The organism is Kitasatospora sp. NPDC098652 (assembly GCF_044760155.1).
Lineage (GTDB): Bacteria > Actinomycetota > Actinomycetes > Streptomycetales > Streptomycetaceae > Kitasatospora.
The window spans coordinates 35,230-51,503 of sequence record NZ_JBIWAQ010000017.1 but is presented as its reverse complement, the minus strand read 5'-3'; the positions used below and the strand labels follow the sequence as shown (position 1 = coordinate 51,503).

The 16,274-nt window shown below is 71.3% G+C and carries 16 protein-coding genes and 2 pseudogenes; 8 read left to right on the top strand and 10 right to left on the bottom strand.

Going from position 1 to position 16,274, the window contains the following annotated elements; all coding sequences use genetic code 11:
- The first annotated feature begins 20 nt into the window (after nucleotides 1–20).
- Entirely contained in the window at nucleotides 21–596 is a 576-nt protein-coding gene (locus tag ACIQWA_RS29615) for a helix-turn-helix domain-containing protein (protein ID WP_402487671.1), read from the top strand.
- Nucleotides 597–618: 22 nt separating this feature from the next.
- On the opposite strand, the gene ACIQWA_RS29610 is transcribed toward ACIQWA_RS29615, so the two are convergent.
- The 4 genes from ACIQWA_RS29610 to ACIQWA_RS29595 form a co-directional block, all read right to left on the bottom strand.
- Nucleotides 619–1,506 carry a dihydrodipicolinate synthase family protein gene (locus ACIQWA_RS29610; protein ID WP_402487669.1) on the bottom strand — a complete coding sequence of 296 codons (888 nt, stop codon included), beginning with the start codon at nucleotides 1,504–1,506 and terminating at the stop codon, nucleotides 619–621.
- A 1-nt stretch (nucleotide 1,507) separates the two neighbouring features.
- Entirely contained in the window at nucleotides 1,508–2,308 is an 801-nt protein-coding gene (locus ACIQWA_RS29605) for an aldolase (RefSeq protein WP_402487667.1), read from the bottom strand.
- Between the two features lie 149 nt (nucleotides 2,309–2,457).
- Complete coding sequence (locus ACIQWA_RS29600; RefSeq protein ID WP_402487665.1) at nucleotides 2,458–2,985, bottom strand: hypothetical protein; 528 nt, start codon at nucleotides 2,983–2,985, stop codon at nucleotides 2,458–2,460.
- On the bottom strand, nucleotides 2,982–4,097 hold the full coding sequence (locus ACIQWA_RS29595) for a molybdopterin-dependent oxidoreductase (protein ID WP_402487837.1): 1,116 nt from the start codon (nucleotides 4,095–4,097) through the stop codon (nucleotides 2,982–2,984). Before ACIQWA_RS29595 ends, ACIQWA_RS29600 begins: the two co-directional genes overlap by 4 nt.
- Nucleotides 4,098–4,408: 311 nt before the next feature.
- Here ACIQWA_RS29595 and ACIQWA_RS29590 point away from each other — a divergent pair, with 311 nt between their 5' ends.
- Nucleotides 4,409–5,677, top strand: a complete 1,269-nt coding sequence (locus tag ACIQWA_RS29590; protein WP_402487663.1) for a glycoside hydrolase family 10 protein — start codon at nucleotides 4,409–4,411, stop codon at nucleotides 5,675–5,677.
- A gap of 99 nt (nucleotides 5,678–5,776) precedes the next feature.
- On the opposite strand, the gene ACIQWA_RS29585 is transcribed toward ACIQWA_RS29590, so the two are convergent.
- Nucleotides 5,777–6,562 (bottom strand): neprosin family prolyl endopeptidase, encoded by a 786-nt coding sequence (locus tag ACIQWA_RS29585; protein WP_402487662.1) that lies wholly within the window; start codon nucleotides 6,560–6,562, stop codon nucleotides 5,777–5,779.
- A gap of 298 nt (nucleotides 6,563–6,860) precedes the next feature.
- Here ACIQWA_RS29585 and ACIQWA_RS29580 point away from each other — a divergent pair, with 298 nt between their 5' ends.
- Nucleotides 6,861–8,273 carry a tetratricopeptide repeat protein gene (locus tag ACIQWA_RS29580; protein WP_402487660.1) on the top strand — a complete coding sequence of 471 codons (1,413 nt, stop codon included), beginning with the start codon at nucleotides 6,861–6,863 and terminating at the stop codon, nucleotides 8,271–8,273.
- Nucleotides 8,274–8,431: 158 nt separating this feature from the next.
- Here ACIQWA_RS29580 and ACIQWA_RS29575 read toward each other — a convergent pair whose 3' ends face one another.
- The gene (locus tag ACIQWA_RS29575) at nucleotides 8,432–9,145 is read right to left on the bottom strand and encodes a MarR family transcriptional regulator (protein ID WP_402487658.1); all 714 of its coding nucleotides are present in this window, start codon (nucleotides 9,143–9,145) and stop codon (nucleotides 8,432–8,434) included.
- Between the two features lie 216 nt (nucleotides 9,146–9,361).
- Here ACIQWA_RS29575 and ACIQWA_RS29570 point away from each other — a divergent pair, with 216 nt between their 5' ends.
- The gene (locus tag ACIQWA_RS29570; protein ID WP_402487657.1) at nucleotides 9,362–10,561 is read left to right on the top strand and encodes a serine hydrolase domain-containing protein; all 1,200 of its coding nucleotides are present in this window, start codon (nucleotides 9,362–9,364) and stop codon (nucleotides 10,559–10,561) included.
- Between the two features lie 69 nt (nucleotides 10,562–10,630).
- Here the strand turns inward: ACIQWA_RS29570 and ACIQWA_RS29565 are convergent, their stop codons facing one another.
- Nucleotides 10,631–10,819, bottom strand: coding sequence for a DUF397 domain-containing protein (locus ACIQWA_RS29565; protein ID WP_402487655.1), 189 nt, complete (start codon nucleotides 10,817–10,819; stop codon nucleotides 10,631–10,633).
- Entirely contained in the window at nucleotides 10,816–11,697 is an 882-nt protein-coding gene (locus tag ACIQWA_RS29560; RefSeq protein ID WP_402487653.1) for a Scr1 family TA system antitoxin-like transcriptional regulator, read from the bottom strand. The genes ACIQWA_RS29565 and ACIQWA_RS29560 overlap by 4 nt, the downstream gene beginning before the upstream one ends.
- Nucleotides 11,698–11,815: 118 nt before the next feature.
- On the opposite strand from ACIQWA_RS29560, the gene ACIQWA_RS29555 reads away from it, so the two are divergent.
- Together ACIQWA_RS29555 and ACIQWA_RS29550 are read left to right on the top strand one after the other, a co-directional pair.
- Complete coding sequence (locus ACIQWA_RS29555; protein ID WP_402487651.1) at nucleotides 11,816–12,286, top strand: ATP-binding protein; 471 nt, start codon at nucleotides 11,816–11,818, stop codon at nucleotides 12,284–12,286.
- Nucleotides 12,276–12,431, top strand: a complete 156-nt coding sequence (locus ACIQWA_RS29550) for a hypothetical protein (RefSeq protein ID WP_402487649.1) — start codon at nucleotides 12,276–12,278, stop codon at nucleotides 12,429–12,431. Before ACIQWA_RS29555 ends, ACIQWA_RS29550 begins: the two co-directional genes overlap by 11 nt.
- Before the next feature lie 773 nt (nucleotides 12,432–13,204).
- Here the strand turns inward: ACIQWA_RS29550 and ACIQWA_RS29545 are convergent.
- The gene (locus ACIQWA_RS29545; RefSeq protein WP_402487647.1) at nucleotides 13,205–13,498 is read right to left on the bottom strand and encodes a hypothetical protein; all 294 of its coding nucleotides are present in this window, start codon (nucleotides 13,496–13,498) and stop codon (nucleotides 13,205–13,207) included.
- A 29-nt stretch (nucleotides 13,499–13,527) separates the two neighbouring features.
- Here ACIQWA_RS29545 and ACIQWA_RS29540 point away from each other — a divergent pair.
- Nucleotides 13,528–13,967, top strand: a pseudogene (locus ACIQWA_RS29540) (IS5 family transposase); the annotation flags it as partial.
- A gap of 125 nt (nucleotides 13,968–14,092) precedes the next feature.
- Here the strand turns inward: ACIQWA_RS29540 and ACIQWA_RS29535 are convergent.
- Nucleotides 14,093–14,217 (bottom strand): annotated as a pseudogene (locus ACIQWA_RS29535) (HNH endonuclease); the annotation flags it as partial.
- 175 nt (nucleotides 14,218–14,392) lie between these two features.
- On the opposite strand from ACIQWA_RS29535, the gene ACIQWA_RS29530 reads away from it, so the two are divergent.
- A complete protein-coding gene (locus ACIQWA_RS29530; RefSeq protein WP_402487646.1) occupies nucleotides 14,393–15,739 on the top strand; it encodes a lipase family protein in 1,347 nt (448 codons plus the stop codon).
- Nucleotides 15,740–16,274 lie beyond the last annotated feature (535 nt).

Sequence of the window (16,274 nt, the reverse complement as noted above, 5' to 3'; positions counted from 1 at the left end):
CCGCAGGTGAGGGGTGGCACATGAGCAGCAGGTTGCGGGTGCTGAGGCAGCAGAACCGGCTGAGCCTGGAGGCGCTGGCCGAGCAGGTCGGGGTCACCAAGAGCTACCTCTCCAAGGTCGAGCGCGGCCTCAGCGACCCGTCGATCTCCACCGCCCTCAAGCTGGCCCGCGCCCTCGGGGTCGACGTCGGCCGGCTGTTCTCGGACGAGGTCGAGCCGGAGCTGGTGACGGTGGTCCGCGCCGGGGAGCGGACCCCGATCGCGGGCGGGGCCGGCCCCGGTGCCCCGCACTACGAGGGCATCGCGACCGGCCTCAGCGGCAAGCGGATGGTGCCGTTCGTGATGTACCCGCCGACCGACGCCACCGGCTCCCCGTTCAAGTCGCACCCGGGGGAGGAGTTCTTCTTCGTCCACGCGGGCACGGTGGAGCTGGAGTTCCCCGAGCGGACGGTGGAGCTGGGCACGGGCGACAGCGTGTACTTCAACTCGGCGGTGCCGCACCGCTGCCGGAGCACCGGTCCGGAGCCGGCCCACGTCCTCGTGGTCATCCACGACGAGCAGGACGGCACCGCGGACCGGGTCCCCAGTCTGCCCTGACCCCGCCTCCCCGGGCGGGGGTTCAGCCGGCGGCGTCCGCCAGCAGCCGGGCCAGCTCCGCCCGGCGCTCCTCCGGCAGCGGCAGCAGCGGCGGTCGGGGGTCGCCGACGTCCAGGCCGAGCAGGGAGAGGCCGGCCTTGACCGTGGTCGGCAGCCCGCCGCGCGTCAGGAACTGCAGGACGGGCAGCTGGCGGTAGTACACCTCGCGGGCCGCGTCCAAGTCCCCGGTGCGCACCGCCCGGTACAGCTCCAGCGGGAGTTCGGGGATCAGGCAGGGCGCTGCTGTGCACCAGCCGCTGGCGCCGGCCGCGAAGGCCGCTAGCGCGAGCGGGTTGGAGCCGTTGTAGAACGGCAGTGCGCCGTCGGAGAGTTGGGTGAGGCGGTGCATCCGCTGGAGGTCGCCGCTGCTCTCCTTGACCATGGTGATGTTGTCGACGTCCCGGACCAGCCGGTGGATGAGTTCCGGCGGGAGGTCGACTCCGGCGGTCCTCGGGTTGTTGTAGATCATGATCGGGATGCCGACGGCGTCGGCGACGGCGGTGTAGTGCCGGGTGATGGCCTCTTCGTCGAGTGTCCAGTAGGAGAGCGGCAGGAGCATCACCACGTCCGCGCCGGCCTGTTCGGCGAAGCGGGCGCGGCGCACGGCGCTGCGGGTGGTGAGGTCGGCGATGCCGACGACGGTGGGGACGCGGCCCGCGACGGCGGAGACGGCGGCCTCGGCGACGGCGTACCACTCCGGGTCGTCGAGGTAGGCGCTCTCGCCGGTGGAACCGAGCGGGGCGACGGCGTGGCAGCCGGAGGCGACCAGGCGGTCGATCAGCGCGGTGAGCCCGTCGAGGTCGGGGCTGCCGTCGGTGCGGGAGAACGGGGTCACCGGGTACGCGATGATCCCTTCCAGGGTGGTCGCCATGTCAGGACTCCTTCCGGGGGCTGAGCGCGTCGCCGTGGCCGGCGCGCAGGGCGCGGCGGGCGTAGTAGGCGAAGGTCGCCTGGCCGCGCTTGGGGGTGGAGATCCAGTCGTGGGCCTCCTGGGCGAGCAGGCCGGGGATCTCCTGGATCTTCCCGGCCGCGCTCGCCAGCAGCTGGAGCCTGGCGGCCCGCTCGAAGAGCAGGGCGAGGGTGCAGGCCTCCTCGACCGTGCCGGTGGCGACCAGCTGGCCGTGGTGGGCGAGCAGCAGGGCGCGCTTGTCGCCGAGGGCGGCGGAGATGATCTCGCCCTCCTCGTTGCCGACCGGGATGCCGGGCCAGGTCTCCAGGAACGCGCAGTCGTCGTACAGCGGGCACATGTCCATGTGCGAGACCACGAGCGGGGTCTCCAGCATGGACAGTGCGGAGACGTGCAGCGGGTGGGTGTGGATGATGCAGTTGACGTCGGGGCGGGCGCAATAGACCCAACTGTGGAAGCGGTTGGCCGGGTTGGCCATGCCGTCGCCCTCCAGGACGGTGAGGTCCTCGTCGACGAGCAGCAGGTTGTCCTCGGTGATCTCGTCGAAGCCGAGGCCCAGTTGCTGGGTGTAGTAGGTGCCGGGGCGTTCGGCGCGGGCGGTGATCTGCCCGGCGAGGCCGGAGTCGTGCCCGGCGTCGAACAGGATGCGGCAGGTGAGCGCGAGCTTCTGGCGCACCGTCCAGTCGTTGTCGGGTATCGCGGTCTGCATCCGGCGGTGGGCGAGTTCGACCAGCTCGGACTTGCCGGCCTCGAAGGTGTCGGTCATGGCCGTGGCTCTCCTCGGTGACGTGAGGCGGGGGTGTCGCGTACGGTCGGGTGCGGCCCGCGTCGCTACGGGTGGCGTGCCTAGGGGTGGCGTGCCTGGGGGTGGCGTGCCTGGGGGTGCGCCGCAACCGGGGTGACACCTCGTTCACTCTAGGACACAAGGTGTCCTTCGTCCATGTCGCCGTCCGGAGGGGGCAGTTCAGCCGCCGGACGGCGCCGGTGCCGTCGCCGCCGTCGGGCGAGCGCGACCAGCGCCGCGCACACCGCGGTGGCGGCCAGCAGGAGCAGCCAGTTGCGCAGGTACGGCAGCGGCAGCACCGTCGGGTTGCCGGAGTCCCGGCCCGCCCGCAGGACGGCGGGCAGGCCGACGGCGGTCAGCGCGGCGGCCACCACCAGCCAGCCGCGCAGCACCGGGCCCCGGGGTGGGGCCGCCGCGCGGAGGGTCGGGCGCGGCGCGCGGCGTGCGATGCCCGTGGCGGCCCCCAGGGCGGCGCCCGCCAGGCAGACCAGCGGCAGCCACAGGCCGTCATGGAGGACCAGGGCCCCGACGGCCCACCACAGCACCCCCGCGGGCTCGGTGACGTAGGCGTCGTCGAGCAGCCCGTACAGGCCGAAACCGGTCAGCGTCAGCCCGGCCGCCAGGGCCGCCCCGCGCAGCCAGGTCGCGGGCGCGGTCATCCCAGCACCTCGATCCGGGCCACCCACTTGGTCTGCAGCACGCCGGGCCGGTTCGGCGCGATGATCCGCGCGGGGAAGCCGTGGTCCGCGCTGAGCTCCTCGCCGTCGACCCGCAGCGCCAGCAGGGTGAGCGGGTCGGCGGCGTACGGGGCGGGCAGCTCGGACACCCGGTACGGCCCCTCGGCCTCCAGCGAGGTGATCCGTACGGCCGAGCCCGGCGGCGCCCCGGCCCGGGCCAGCAGGTCCGCCACCCGGACCCCGCCCCACCGGGCGCTCACGCTCCAGCCCTCCACGCAGGCGATGGGCAACACCGCCTCGTGCTGCGGGAGTTGGCGCAGCTCGGCGAGTCCGATCCGGAACGGCCGGGGGCCGTCGACCACCAGCCGCCAGTCGGCGGGCACGGTGACCGTCCCGGCCTGGGCGGCCGTACGGTTGACCGGCAGGCCGCCCGCCCCCGGGCCCGGTCGGCGCGGGGCCAGCAGGTCCACCGCCCGCAGCCAGGGCACGGTCTGCCCGGCGGTGGTCAGCGTCACCGCGCCGACGGCCGCTCCCACCGCGGTCAGGAACCCCCGGCGCCCGGCCGGCGCCGGAGCCTGCCGACCGCGCCAGTGCCGGGCGATGAGCGGCGCCTTGACAGCCAGGTGGATCAGCAGGCCGCCGACCGCGAGCCAGGCCAGCCAGAAGTGGGTCTGGCGGAACGGGAACGGCCAGGGGTACCACTGGAGCGTGTTCAGCAGTCCGGTGCACAGCTCCAGCAGCACGGCCGCCACCAGGACGGCGATGCCCAGCCGCTCCAGGGCGTGCAGCACGCTGCGGGCCGGCGGCCAGTCGAACAGCCGGGGGTAGACCGTCCACAGCTTCGCGCCGGTCAGCGGGATCGCGGCGATGCCGCTGATCACGTGCAGCCCCTGGGTGATCCGGTACCCGTCCACGGGACGGGAGGGCAGGTGCGGCGCCAGCCAGTGCGGCGGGTCCTGGAGGAAGTGGCTGGTCAGGCCGGTCAGGAAGCAGACCAGCAGGGCTGCGCCGAGCCACCGGCCGAGTACGACGGCGGTGCGCGGCTCGTGCAGCGCGGAGGTGAACGCGCCGTCGCGGAAGGGGCCGCGCCGCAGGAAGCCGGGCGGGGGAGGGAGCGAGCGGTCGAGGCGGCGGGCGAGGCGGCGCCGGGCGCCGGGGGGCTTGGAATCCACCCGTCCATCGAAGCGCGCCGGGCGTGTGGTGAGGGGCTGTGACGTCCTTACGGAATGCGAACGGCGCCGCCCACGAGCAGAGATGCGCGGCCGCCAGGATGACACGCCCGTACCCAACCCCGCCCGCGTTCGTTGCTCCTGACAACGCAGAGGTCGGACCCTCGGCAGGGCGGCCGGACCGACGGGCGGCGAGTTGCGGGAAGCGAGCTGCGGGAATGAGCGAGGGGCACGACATGGGGCGAATCACGAGGCGGGGCTTCGTGGCGGGCACGGCGGCCGCACTCGGCGGGCTGGCCGTGGCCGCCCCGGCGTCTGCCCCGGCGTCCGCCGCGGGCCGGGGCGGCCCGCAGGAGCAGCCCGGCCGGGTGGCGGCGGAACGGCGGGACGGCGAGCGGGAGTTCCGCGGCGTCTGGCTGACGACGGTGGCCAACCGGGACTGGCCCTCCCGGCCCGGGCTCACCGCCGAGGCCCAGCGCGCCGAGCTGCTCGCCCGGCTCGACCAGGCGCTGGAACGACGGCTGAACGCGGTGCTGCTCCACGTCCGCCCGACCGCGGACGCGCTGTGGCCCTCCCCGTACGAGCCCTGGTCGGCCTGGCTCACCGGGGTGCAGGGCCAGGACCCGGGCTGGGACCCGCTGGGCACCGCGGTCGAGGAGGCGCACCAACGCGGCCTGGAACTGCACGCCTGGTGCAACCCGTACCGGATCGCGACCCACGACGACCCCTCGCGGCTGGTCCCGACGCACCCCGCCCGGCTCCACCCCGACTGGGTGGTGGCCCACGGCGGGCGGCTCCACTACAACCCGGGCCTGCCCGAGGTCCGCCGCTTCGTGCAGGACGCCATGCTCGACGCCGTACGCCGCTACGACGTCGACGGCGTCCACTTCGACGACTACTTCTACCCGTACCCGGTCGCGGGGCAGCGCTTCGACGACGACGCGGCCTACGCCCGGTACGGGGCCGACTTCCCGGACCGCGACGCGTGGCGGCGCGACAACATCGACCTTCTGGTCCGGGAGATGGGCGCCCGGATCAAGGCGGTCAACAGCCGGGTGCGGTTCGGGATCAGCCCGTTCGGGGTGTGGCGCAACCAGGCGACCGACCAGCAGGGCTCGGCGACCACGGCGGGCGTCCAGGCCTACGACGACCTGCACGCCGACACCCGGAAGTGGGTGCGCGAGGGTTGGATCGACTACATCTGCCCGCAGCTCTACTGGAACATCGGCTTCGCCGCCGCCGACTACGCCGTCCTGGTGCCCTGGTGGGACGCGGTGGCCCGGGGCACCGGCGTCGACCTCTACCTCGGCGAGGCACTGTACAAGGCGGGCGCGCCGGGCCAGCCCGCCGCCTGGCAGGACCCGGCCGAGCTGTCCCGCCACCTCACCCTGGCCCAGGACTACGGCACGGTCCGCGGCCACTGCTTCTTCGCGGCCCGGGAGGTCGCGGAGGACCGCATCGGCGCCATGGCCCGCGTCGTCGCCGACCACTACCGGCCGGACTGAGTCTCCGGCGCGCCCCTCTCGGGCCGGAACCCGCGGCGCATCGGCCTCGCCGCCCTCGCGAGGCCGACACGACCGTCGGCGGTCATCGACCGTCCGCGGTCAGCAGGCGCCGGGGCCGCCCAAGCGGAAGGAAGTGGCACTCGCCGCACCGTAGTTGTAGTAGCTCGGGTCGGTCGCGCTGACGGTGAACCGGGGCTGGTCGGACGAGCCGTACAGCTGGTAGTCGGAGATCGACGACGATCCGGCCTGGCTGCCGTAGAGGCCGTCGCCCATCTGGGTGCAGCTGGTCTGGCTGTCGGCGGCGACCTCTCCGAAGGCGGAGACGATCTGGGCGGTGGTGAACGTGCCGCTCCAGGTGCTGCCGGGGAAGTAGCCGATGGGCGTGTTGTCGTAGTAGGCCCACCAGTTGCCGTTGCTGTTCCACCAGGCGAGCCGCACCGAGCCGCCCGGGGGCAGGGCCATGCCCGGCCGTACCGTGCTGGAGGTCGGTACGAAGCCGGTGTTGTAGGAGGTGGGTTGGCCGTTGATCCAGTGGAAGACGAAGAGGTGGGGCAGGTAGTCGCCGTTGACCTGGGGGTCGACGGTCCAACCGATCTCGACGGTGTTGCCGCTGACGGTGCCGCCGGTGCTCTGCAGGGAGAGTTCCTGGAGCGAGTGGCCGTTGGCGGGGACGCCGGTCGGGTCGGCGACGTACATGGTGACGGCGGCGCCGGCCGTCGTGGTCTGCTGACGCCCGGTCACGTAGCTGAAACAGGCGCCGAACCAGCACTGGGCGGCGTGGGCAGTGGTGGCGGGGAGCAGGATCGTCGCGGCGATGGTGGCGGCCGTCAGTGCGGCCGCGGTGGTGCGGGGCCTGGGACGGATGGTGCGTCGACTGAGGAGCATGGGGGTCCTTCCGGTGGGGGTGGCGCGGATCGCGCGCCGTGTGGAAGTGCTCGTCGATGACCGTTGGAGCCGGGTGCGTCCCTTGGCGAGCCGTGGGGGTGGCGCGCGGGACCGTTCGGAGACGCCCGGAGAGCGGCCGGAGAACAGCCGGGAGAGCAGCCGAGGGAGCGGCTGCTCCGACATGGATGCCGACATAAATGCCGTCATAACATCAGTTACGACTAGAGTTAAGTTAGGGCACTGGTCCTCGGCCCCGCAAGACCCCGGGTCATCGGCGTGATAGGAGTGCCGACGGAACATGAACGACCCCGAGGAGGAAGCCGAGATGTCCGCCCCCACCACCGGTGAGCAGCCCTCGGAGCCGGTCGGCGCGCGGCTCCAACGACTGCGCGCCGAACGCGGACTGACCCAGCGCGCACTGGCCGAGCCGGGGTACACCGCCGCGTACGTCTCCACCCTGGAGGCGGGCAAGGCCCGGGCGTCCGAAACGGTGCTGCGCTACTTTGCCGAGCGCCTCCAGGTCGGCTACGAGGAACTGGCCTTCGGCCTGCCCGCCGGCCTGCGCAGCGAGATCCGGGACGGCATCGCCGAGGCGCACCAGCTCGTGGAGGCCGGCGACGGCGAGGCGGCCGAGGAGCGGTTGGCCGCGTTGACAGAACGGGCCGGCGCCTTCGGGCTGGTCGACCTCGTCGCCGAACTGCGCACCGCCCTGGGGGCGTTCCTGCTGCGCCGCGGCGCGCTGGCCGAGGGGCGGGAGCAGTTCGAGCAGGCCGAGGACCTGCTGGCCGACCAGCCGCTGCCGGCTCGGGTGCCCGCCATCCGTGGGAGGGCGACCGCCCACTACCTGGAAGGGGACGTCCGCTACTCCTGCTACCTGCTGGAGAGCACGATCAACGAGCTGAACAGCGGCGGCCTGCCGGACCCGGTGTCGCTGATGCTGCTGTACGCCTCGGCGATCGGCCCCTACCTGGAGCTCGGTGCCCTCGAACGCGCGACGAAGGCAGCAGGCCTCGCGCTCGCCCTGGCACCCCGAGTGGAGGACCCGGTGGCCGTCGCCGGCCTGCACCGGTCCGTCGCGCGCACCCATGTGGCCCACGGACGGTTCGCCGAGGCCGAAGCCGCGCTGGTCAAGGCGCAGGAGGTGTACCAGCAGTGGGGGATCCGCGTCGAGCTCGCGCAGTGCCACTGGATGCGCGGATACCTGCACGCCCAGCACGGCCGACTCGCCGAGGCCGAGAGCGAACTGCGCACGGCAGCGGCGATGTTGCGCGCGAGCGGGGCCGCGTTCTACGCGGTCCAGGTGGAGGTCGAGCTCGCCGACGTCCGGTGGCGGCTCGGCCACACGGCGGAAGCCGAGGAGCTCCTCGGCCGGCTGCTGGAGGGCCTCGGCCCCGGCCGTGGCGCGGTCCACGCCGCCGCGGCGCACCGGCTGCTCGGCCTGATCCGCGAACGCGCCGACGACCTGGAGGCGGCCGAACGGCACTACCGCACCGCCGTCGACCTCCAGCGGGAAGCGGACGTCACCGGCGACCTGGCCGACACCACCCGCCTGCTGGGCGACCTGCTCGACCGTCAGGGCCGAAGCCGCGAGGCGATGGCGGCCTATCGCGAGGGACTGATCCGGCTCGCCCGCCCGGGCACCACCACGCTCGGCCCCGCTCCGGTCCCGCCGCCGATCCCGGAGACGGTCCAGGGCCGGGGCGGGGCGTGAGCGGTACCGGCGACCGCCGGTGCGGGTACTTGCCGTCGGGCCCGCCGGTGCGGACCCTTCCTCCGCAGGGCGGCGGGGTGGTTGAACACCGCCCGGAAGGAGAGCTGCGGCGTGGACAGGGCGAGGAGCCCGTCCCAGGGCGGGGCCGGCACACCGGCTCAGGACATGCCGGCGGCGGAGCGGCGGCGTTCGACCGCGCGGACCAGGTCGGTGCCGATCTCCGCGAGGAAGTCCGCCGCCGTGTCGAGGCGCTGCCCGGCGGGGGTGTCGGCGCCGAGCAGGTCGGCGCCGGTTCGGGCGAACTCGGCGAGCAGGGCGTTGCGTTGGGCGCTGGCCAGCAGTGAGCGGTACCAGACGTCACCGTTGATGGTGTACTGCTCGCGGCGGCCGTGCCGCCCGTCCCGCTCGCGGCGGATCAGCCCCTGGTCCGCGAGGTAGCCCACGGCCTTGGACACCGACGCCGGGCTGACGCCGAGGCGCTGCACCAGGTCGGCCGCGCTCAGGCTGCCGCTGTCGGTGACGTACAGGCAGCTGAGCACCCGGGCCACCATGCGGGGTAGTCCCAGGTGGACGAGCAGGTCGGCGAAGCGGTCGGCGTAGTCGGCGATGGCCGCCCGGTCCCGCCCGTCCGGGGCGGCCGCGGTGCCCTGGGCCGGGCGGGCGAGGCCCGGCCGCCGTCGGGCCCGTCGGGCGGTCGCGCGTTGGGCGGTCTCCGCGCGGTAGCGGCCGGGGCCGCCGTTGCGAGCGATCTCCCGGGTCACCGTGGAGGTGGGGCGGGCGATCAGCCGGGCGATCGCGGCGTAGTCCAGCCCCTCGGCGAGACCGGTCGCGATCGCGAGGCGGTCCTGCGGGCTCAGCCTGGCACCCGGCACGGGTGGCTCCTCTCCTCGGGCCTTCGCACGAGTATCCGGACACCGGCCGGACGGTTGCAACCGCGTTTGCATTCGTCGGCATCGTCATTGCAATGATTGACCGTCACTGAGCTGGTGCGATGCCGATGATGAGGCAATCGGATGTTGATGGATCCTCGAACCCCGCCGTACGTTCCTCACCGACGACGAAAGCCCGACCGACCAGGAGGACCCACCATGAGGACCACCGCCCGTGCCGCCCTCGCCGCCGCCGTGGCCGCTGCCCTGCTGACCGCCACCGCCCCGGCGGCGCTCGCCGCCGACCACGGCGGGCGCGGGAGCCACCAGGGACTCCAGGCCGCGCTCGACCGGGCGGTCACCGCCAACGGCCTGCCGGGGGCGACGGCCGAGGTCCGCGACCGCGGCTCGATCTGGTACGGGCAGTCCGGCACCGCCGACCTGAGCACCGGGCAGGAGTTCCACCGGCAGGACCGGTTCCGGATCGGCAGCACCACCAAGACTTTCGTGGCCACCGCGCTGCTCCAACTGGAGGCCGAGGGGAAGCTGACGATGGACGACAGCGTCGAGCAGTGGCTGCCCGGCCTGGTCGACGGAAACGGCTACGACGGCTCGGCGATCACCGTCCGTCAACTGCTCAACCACACCAGTGGGATCGCCAACTTCGCCATGGACGAGACGGTGTCGAAGGAGTTCCAGGGGCTCCCGTTCCTCCAGCACCGGTTCGACTCCTTCACCCCGCGCCAGCTGGTCCGGATCGGCATCGGCACGAAGCCCAGCTTCGCGCCCGGCACCAGCTGGGAGTACTCCGACACCAACTACGTGCTGGCCGGAATGATCATCGAACAGGTCACCGGCCACAGCCTCGCCCAGGAGATCGCCGATCGCTTCGCCAAGCCCCTGCACCTCAGGAGCACCTACGAGCCCGCCGCCGACGACACCGGCATCCGGGGCCCGCACGCGCGGTTCTACTCCAAGCTCGGCCCGTTCAACCGGCCGGAGCTGCCGGTCCACGACGTGACCGAACTCAGCCCGTCCTGGGGCTACGGCTCCGGGGACATGATCTCCACGGTGGAGGACCTGAGCACCTTCTTCCAGGCGCTGCTGGGCGGACGGCTGCTGCCGCCCGCGCAGATGGCGGAGATGGTCACCATGAAGGACCCGAAGGCCGGCCGTACGGGCTGGGTCCCGAACTCCCACTACGGCCTGGGGATCGGGTCGCTCACGCTGTCGTGCGGCGAGGTGTGGGGGATGGGAGGGGCGATCAACGGCTCCTGGTCCTACACGTTCGGAAGCCGGGACGGTCGCCACATGATGTCGACCCAGGTCAACGGCGACTGGGCGAACGGCGAGGTGTGGGGGCCGGTAGCGGTCTTCACGAAGGAGCTGGAGGCCGAGTTCTGCGGTGAGGGGAAGTAAGGGAGCCCGTACAGAGAGGTGATGTACGGGTTCGGCCCGTCGCTCGTCAGGAGCGACGGGCCGAAGCCGTCAGACCTCGCTGGTGGCGGCGAAGGTGAGGAACGCCTCCCACGCGGCCGGCTCGAAGGTCAGTTGGGGGCCGCTCTTGTCCTTGGAGTCACGGACGTGGACGATGCCCGGGGTCTCGGCGACCTCGACGCACTGGCCGCCTTCGTTGCTGCTGTAGCTGCTCTTGATCCACGCGAGCTTCGCGGTCATCGTTCTCCCAGCATTTTCTCGATCAAGGTCAAGGACTCCCTCACGTCGAGCGATTGCCCTCTGAGAGCGCCGTATCGTGCGTTCATGATACGGACTTCCTCTTGATCCGTGATCAGTCGACTACTTTGCTGCGCCTCGATGTATCCGTTCTGTGGGCGCCCCTTGGGAGTGATGAGCGTGAAGGGCCCGCCCAGGGCAGGGTGGTCAACCCGGGCGGTGGGCATGACGTGGATCGCCATGCCTCGCATCGCCCCGACCTCCAGCAGACGCCTCAGCTGCTCCTCGTGAACTTCCCAGCCACCGAGCGGGCGTTGGAGGACGCTCTCCTCGATGACCCAACTGAAGATCGCCCGTGGCCAGCGCGTCAGAATCTCCTGACGTTCGATTCGTGCGGCCACACGCTCCTCGATCGTTTCCTCAGTGAGCAGCGGCTGGCGCATTCCGAAGAGCGCTCGCGCATGAGCCTCGGTTTGGAGCAAGCCGGGGATGAGCAATGTGCTGAACTCGTGGATCTCCACGGCCACGGGCTCCAAGCCTGCATAGCCGCGGAACCAGGCCGGGTGTCGCACGCGCGCCTTGGCTCGGGCCTTCATGACATCATCCCTCTGGATGGCCAGCAAGCCTCCCGCATTCAGTTCCTTGTCCAATGCGACAAGCAACTCCGGCTGGGGAGTGCGCACGCCACGCTCCACCGAGCGGATCAACTCCTCTCCGTAGCCGACGCGCTTGGCAAGCTCCTTCTGGGTCAACCCGGCCCGCTCCCGCAGGAGTTTGATCTGCTTGCCGATCGCGCGGAGGAAGTCGGAGGTCTCAGTGAGGTCCTCCGGCAGTTCCGTTCGAACCTCGTCACCCGTCTCGCTGTTCCGCGCCGCACCCATAGCGACCACCCCGCCTGTGATTGAGTCGCACAACAAAAGCTGTCCGCACCTGCACAAGTACTCTCTGTGCTCGCCGGATCCATGGTCAGCGTACGTCCCCCCCGCCACGCTTTCTCCCATGACGACCCAAATCCCCCTCGACAGACCCCGCCGCCACACCACCCTCCACACCGCCACGCCCAAGGGTGCCGCGCTGTGCCGACGCATCGCTCGGCGTCAACTCACCTGCTGGGGGCTGAACTCGACGCACGCCGACCCCTTCCACTCGGCGCTGCTGATCGTCGCGGAGCTGGCCACCAATGCCGTCCTGCACGGACGCGTTCCGGGGCGCGGATTCGAGTTGCACCTCTCCCTCACCACCACCGCGCGCCGGGGCACCACCCTGCGCATCGAGATCAGCGACCCCAGGGGCGACAGCCCCCCCGTCCTGCCCACCGCCCCCACGCCGCACGCCCAGTCCGGCCGGGGCCTGTTCCTCATCAGCGCCCTCAGCGACCGCTGGGGCACCATCCCCCGCCACCCCAACGCCAAGACCGTCTGGGCCGAACTCGACCTCACCGATGCCGATTCCACCCCCGATGCAACCTGAACCCCGCCATAGCGACGGGCGGGCCGCGCTCTGCACCCTCCTGCCCTTCGTGCTCTTCCTCGCCCTGCTCGCCTGGGCCTACCCCCTCACCGCGCCCCGCCACAACCACCCCACCCCGCACCCCACTTCGAGCCCGACCCCGTAAACGCCGAGGAGTGGGAAGTCGGCCCCATCGACTTCCCACTCCTCGGCCGTCCAGCGCGGTTGGCGCTCCGAGCTCTGGCAACCCCTCCATCTCGAACAGGACGCCGCCATATCGGTTACCGGGACGAGAAGTCGACCTTGAATGCGAGGGCGGCGAGATACTCTTCGTCAGCGGAGTAGGCCCTCACATCGATCTTGAACTTCGCGGTCGGCGTCCCCTTGGGTACGTCGATGACGGCGGTCAGGACCGTGAGACCCACCGGGATGGGGCAACGGATGAATCAAGGTGCGCTTCGGAGGCCGTCTCCCCACTGCCGCACCGAGATGAAGGCCGCCCCCGTGCCGCCGCCGGCCGGATGCGCCACGTCGCGAGAACCACCAGGTCGCATACGACGTCTCCCGAGGCCCGAAGGGGCTGCAGGCGGAGAACGTGGTCGTCACAGGCCAGAAGCGCTCAACGAGATGCTTGCAGAACTGGACGCCCTGATCGAGGGGCGCTTCCGCCAGAGATCTCGTTCGGGTGATCGGCACGGATATCGGGCACGGAGCATGCCTCTTGGTAACTCGCCAGGTGTCTACGCCAAGTCAAACCGTCTGCGTGACCGGATCAGGGGTTGAAGAGCCGATTGTCGCGCAGGAGTCCCTCGTTGGTGTTCCGCGGTGCGTGGAGCCGGAGACTGTGACGGGCCCCGAAGCGGGGGCGGATCGATTCGTGCTTCACGAACTCGGCCGCCCGGCCGCCGTGGTGGCGGCGGGGCAGCCGTGCAGGAGCGGCTACGGGGTGTCGATCCAGTCGGCGGAGAGGCGTTCGGCGGCGATGCGGGCTTCCACCTCTGCGGTGTCGGTGCCGGCGGCCTTCTTGCCGGCGCCGCGGTGGACGCACAGGAGCTGATCGACCTCGGCGTTCACGTCCCGGTAGACGATGAGGGCCGGTCCCGCACCGCTGAGGTGGCCCGGGAACCTCTGGTCCGTGTCCCAGCCCCTCCCGGTGACGAAGCCCGTCCCGTACAGGTTCTGGTCGCCGCTGCCGTGGCCGCGGTGAACGCAGGCCAGCTGCCCGTTGTCCACGGCCAGGGCAGGGCCTTCCAGGCTGTCGGCCGGGGCCCCGGCCGGTGGACGACCGGCTGTGCCTGTAGGGAGTGCTGTTCGTGCTGTTCACCGGCATCACCTGGCAGCAGCTCCCACCGGAGCTGGGCTTCGGCTCCGGGCAGACGTGCTGGCGGCGCCTGTGCCGGTGGACGGAGGCCGAGGTCTTCGACCAGGTCCACCGGATACTGCTCGCCGAACTGAACGCCGCCCGGCGGATCGACTGGACGCGCGCCTGCGTGGACGCCTCCCACGTACGCGCGAAAAGGGGGGCGCCGGGGTTGGCCCGTCGCCGGTCGATCGCGGCAAGTCGGGCAGCAAGCACCACCTGATCTGCGACGGCAGCGGAACGCCACTGAAGGTCATCACGACCGGCGGCAACGTCCCCGACGTCACCCAGACCCTCGCACTGGTCGACGCGGTCCCGCCCGTGGCCGGCCAACCCGGACGCCGTCCGGTGGGAACGCCGCCTCGAACCGCACGACTCACTCGTCTCGCTCGCGTGCGCGCTGATCTGCTGGCGACGGCTCAACAAGCCGACGGCGTAATCGTGTTACGAGCTCTACGGAAGATAGCCCAGGCGCGGGCGTACTCACACCAGTAGGAGGGGCGAGCGGGGGCTTCCACTGGTCCGGGCCCTGGTCGCCCTTGCTGCGGTTGGAGGCGGCGGAGACGGCTACGAGCTGGCTGTGCGTCAGGTCGGTAACGGAGCTGGGTCACTGACTCAGCCGCCGTTCGTCCCGCGAAGACTTCTGGCGCCCCCTGGTCAACTGCCGTGTGCCTTTGTTAGGTTGCGCCGGAACCGACGTTCGGCCACTTCCCTGTTCGGGCCGTAACGGTCATCTCTCTGATCCGCTTACACCGTTTGGGAGAGTCATGCGCAAATTCAGAGTGTGGCACGCCGCGATCACGGGCGTCGTCGCCCTCGCCGTCGCCGCTGTGCCCGCTGTCGCGTCCGGCGTTCAGGAGCAGCCCTCGTCGACGACTGCCGGGAGCGACGCGTTCTACACCTACAACGGCAGCAAGCCGCTGTCCTCGTACAGTCCCGGGGACGTGCTCAAGGTCCGGACGCTGCCGTACCACGTCCTGGGTATCGCGACCCCCCTCCAGGCGACGCAGCTGCTCTACCGCACCACCGACGCGCAGGGCCACCCGTCCGCAGGCGTGACCTCCGTGTTGCGCAGCCCTGGCGGCGACGGCCGCAAGGTCGTGTCGTACCAGTCGTTCTACGACTCGCTCGACCCCGAAGACGGTCCGTCCCGGGCGGTCGCGGGCAACGTCAAGCTGCCCGGCGGCTTGATCGCAAACGGCGAGTCCACGCTCGTGGCGTCGCTCCTGCTGTCCGGCTACGACGTCGTCCTCCCTGACACCGAGGGGCAGGCCGCCCACCTCGCGGCCGCCCGCGAGTACGGGTACAACACGCTGGACTCCCTGCGTGCCGCTTCCAGCGCGGCGTCGAGGACCGGCATCAGCCCCGACGCGCGCGTCGGCCTCATGGGCTACTCGGGCGGCGCCGTCGCGACCAACTGGGCCGCCTCCCTCGCGCCCGAGTACGCCCCTGACGTCAACAAGCGCCTGGTGGGATACGCCGAGGGCGGGGTGCTCGTGAAGCCCTCGCACATCCTCAGGTACATCGAAGGCAGTCAGGTGTGGTCCGGGCTCATCCCGGAGTTGCTCATCGGGCAAGCGCGTTCGTACGACTTCGACCTCAAGAAGTACCTGAACGACTACGGCAAGCAGCTGGTCGACGAGCACCAGCACTCCTCGATCGCCGACGTACTGGGCCACTACCCCGGTCTGACGTGGAAGAAGATGGCGAAGCCGGAGTATGCGAACCCGAACTCCGTGCCCGAGCTCGTCGAGGCGGTCAACAAGGCCAACCTCGGCCTGGCACCGACCCCGACTGTCCCCGGCTACATCGGCCAGGGTAACGCCGGCTTCCTCGAGGGAACCACGAGCAACATCGCGGGCATCGGCTCGGGCGACGGCATCACGGTCGCCGGGGACACACGGGCGCTGGCGCGGAAGTACTGCGCCGAGGGCGCCGCGGTCTGGTACCAGCAGTACGACGCCCTCAGCCACTTGACCGCGCCCATGGCCACGGTGCCCACCGCGCTCGCCTGGCTGCGCGACCGGTTCGCCGACAAGGAGGCCCCATCCTCCTGCGGCAGCATCGCCGAAGGCAACTCACTTGCGGCTGACGAGACGGTCCCCGCCGGATGAGGACCTGACGGGGGCCGCAGCGAACTTCGCCAAGACCGCTTGGTACTCCAGCCGGACTGGGTTCACTTTCGTTCGCCCGTCCGGCCTTCCCCTCGCCTGTGGCTCCTCGATGGCCGAGGTGCTCTTGGGCTTGAACGCTCGGCTTCACACCCCGCCGTGACCAGCGACGCATGCGAGCGCGGGGACGGGCCGTGGACACTGGCCCGAAGTTCAGCCGATCGATACCTCCTTCACGTGGCTGTCCTTACTTACCTGGAGCGACTTCGTGTCGCACACTGAGTGCTGTAGTTGGCGGGTGAGCGCGATGGCGGACGGTGCCCCGTGCCCGCCAGGCCGGCCGGCACGGGGCACCGGTCGCGTCACCGTTCCGTTGACCGAGATCCACTGGGGGGTGAAGCCTTTCCTCTAGGTGGCGTGGCTGCTGGAAATCCCCCCGGGGATGCGAGTTGAGCACCAGCGTGCCTTCTGACGAGATGTGGGATTTGAGAAGCGAACTCCTGTACCACTAACGCGAGTTGTGGAAGCCGACCCCGGT

Coding starts and splice junctions, on each gene's coding strand:
- ACIQWA_RS29580 (WP_402487660.1), top strand. CDS start 6,861: ATGAACGACCCCGAGGAGGAAGCCGAGATGTCCGCCCCCACCACCGGT.
- ACIQWA_RS29550 (WP_402487649.1), top strand. CDS start 12,276: ATGCAACCTGAACCCCGCCATAGCGACGGGCGGGCCGCGCTCTGCACC.
- ACIQWA_RS29590 (WP_402487663.1), top strand. CDS start 4,409: ATGGGGCGAATCACGAGGCGGGGCTTCGTGGCGGGCACGGCGGCCGCA.
- ACIQWA_RS29610 (WP_402487669.1), bottom strand. CDS start 1,506: ATGGCGACCACCCTGGAAGGGATCATCGCGTACCCGGTGACCCCGTTC.
- ACIQWA_RS29560 (WP_402487653.1), bottom strand. CDS start 11,697: ATGGGTGCGGCGCGGAACAGCGAGACGGGTGACGAGGTTCGAACGGAA.
- ACIQWA_RS29530 (WP_402487646.1), top strand. CDS start 14,393: ATGCGCAAATTCAGAGTGTGGCACGCCGCGATCACGGGCGTCGTCGCC.
- ACIQWA_RS29605 (WP_402487667.1), bottom strand. CDS start 2,308: ATGACCGACACCTTCGAGGCCGGCAAGTCCGAGCTGGTCGAACTCGCC.
- ACIQWA_RS29555 (WP_402487651.1), top strand. CDS start 11,816: ATGACGACCCAAATCCCCCTCGACAGACCCCGCCGCCACACCACCCTC.
- ACIQWA_RS29585 (WP_402487662.1), bottom strand. CDS start 6,562: ATGCTCCTCAGTCGACGCACCATCCGTCCCAGGCCCCGCACCACCGCG.
- ACIQWA_RS29565 (WP_402487655.1), bottom strand. CDS start 10,819: ATGACCGCGAAGCTCGCGTGGATCAAGAGCAGCTACAGCAGCAACGAA.
- ACIQWA_RS29600 (WP_402487665.1), bottom strand. CDS start 2,985: ATGACCGCGCCCGCGACCTGGCTGCGCGGGGCGGCCCTGGCGGCCGGG.
- ACIQWA_RS29615 (WP_402487671.1), top strand. CDS start 21: ATGAGCAGCAGGTTGCGGGTGCTGAGGCAGCAGAACCGGCTGAGCCTG.
- ACIQWA_RS29570 (WP_402487657.1), top strand. CDS start 9,362: ATGAGGACCACCGCCCGTGCCGCCCTCGCCGCCGCCGTGGCCGCTGCC.